Here is a 362-nt window from a genome sequence, read left to right as displayed (position 1 = left end):
CGACAGCGCACCCGCCACACACGCCGCAGCGATCTCACCCTGAGAATGCCCGATCACCGCCTGCGGAACCACACCATGCGCCTGCCACACCCTCGCCAACGACACCATCACCGCGAACGAGACCGGCTGCACCACATCCACCCGCTCAAGCGACGGCGCACCCACCTCCTGACGCAACACACCCGCCAACGACCAATCCACAAACGCCGAAAACGCAACCTCACACTCCGCGATCGCCTCCGCGAACACAGACGACGAACCCAACAACTCCGCACCCATACCAGCCCACTGCGACCCCTGGCCCGGGAACACAAAACCCACCCGGCCCACACCACCCGCAACACCCCGCACCAGCCCCTCAG

The 362-nt window shown here is 66.0% G+C and carries 1 protein-coding gene; it reads right to left on the bottom strand.

The window, feature by feature from the left end; translation table 11 throughout:
• The coding region (locus NGF19_RS30480; RefSeq protein WP_252429182.1) for an acyltransferase domain-containing protein at positions 1-362 on the bottom strand (362 nt) is incomplete at both ends.

This window comes from Streptomyces macrolidinus, from assembly GCF_023887685.1.
Classification (GTDB): domain Bacteria; phylum Actinomycetota; class Actinomycetes; order Streptomycetales; family Streptomycetaceae; genus Streptomyces; species Streptomyces macrolidinus.
Note: the sequence above shows the minus strand (reverse complement) of the source record. Positions and strands in the feature narration are given on the sequence as shown.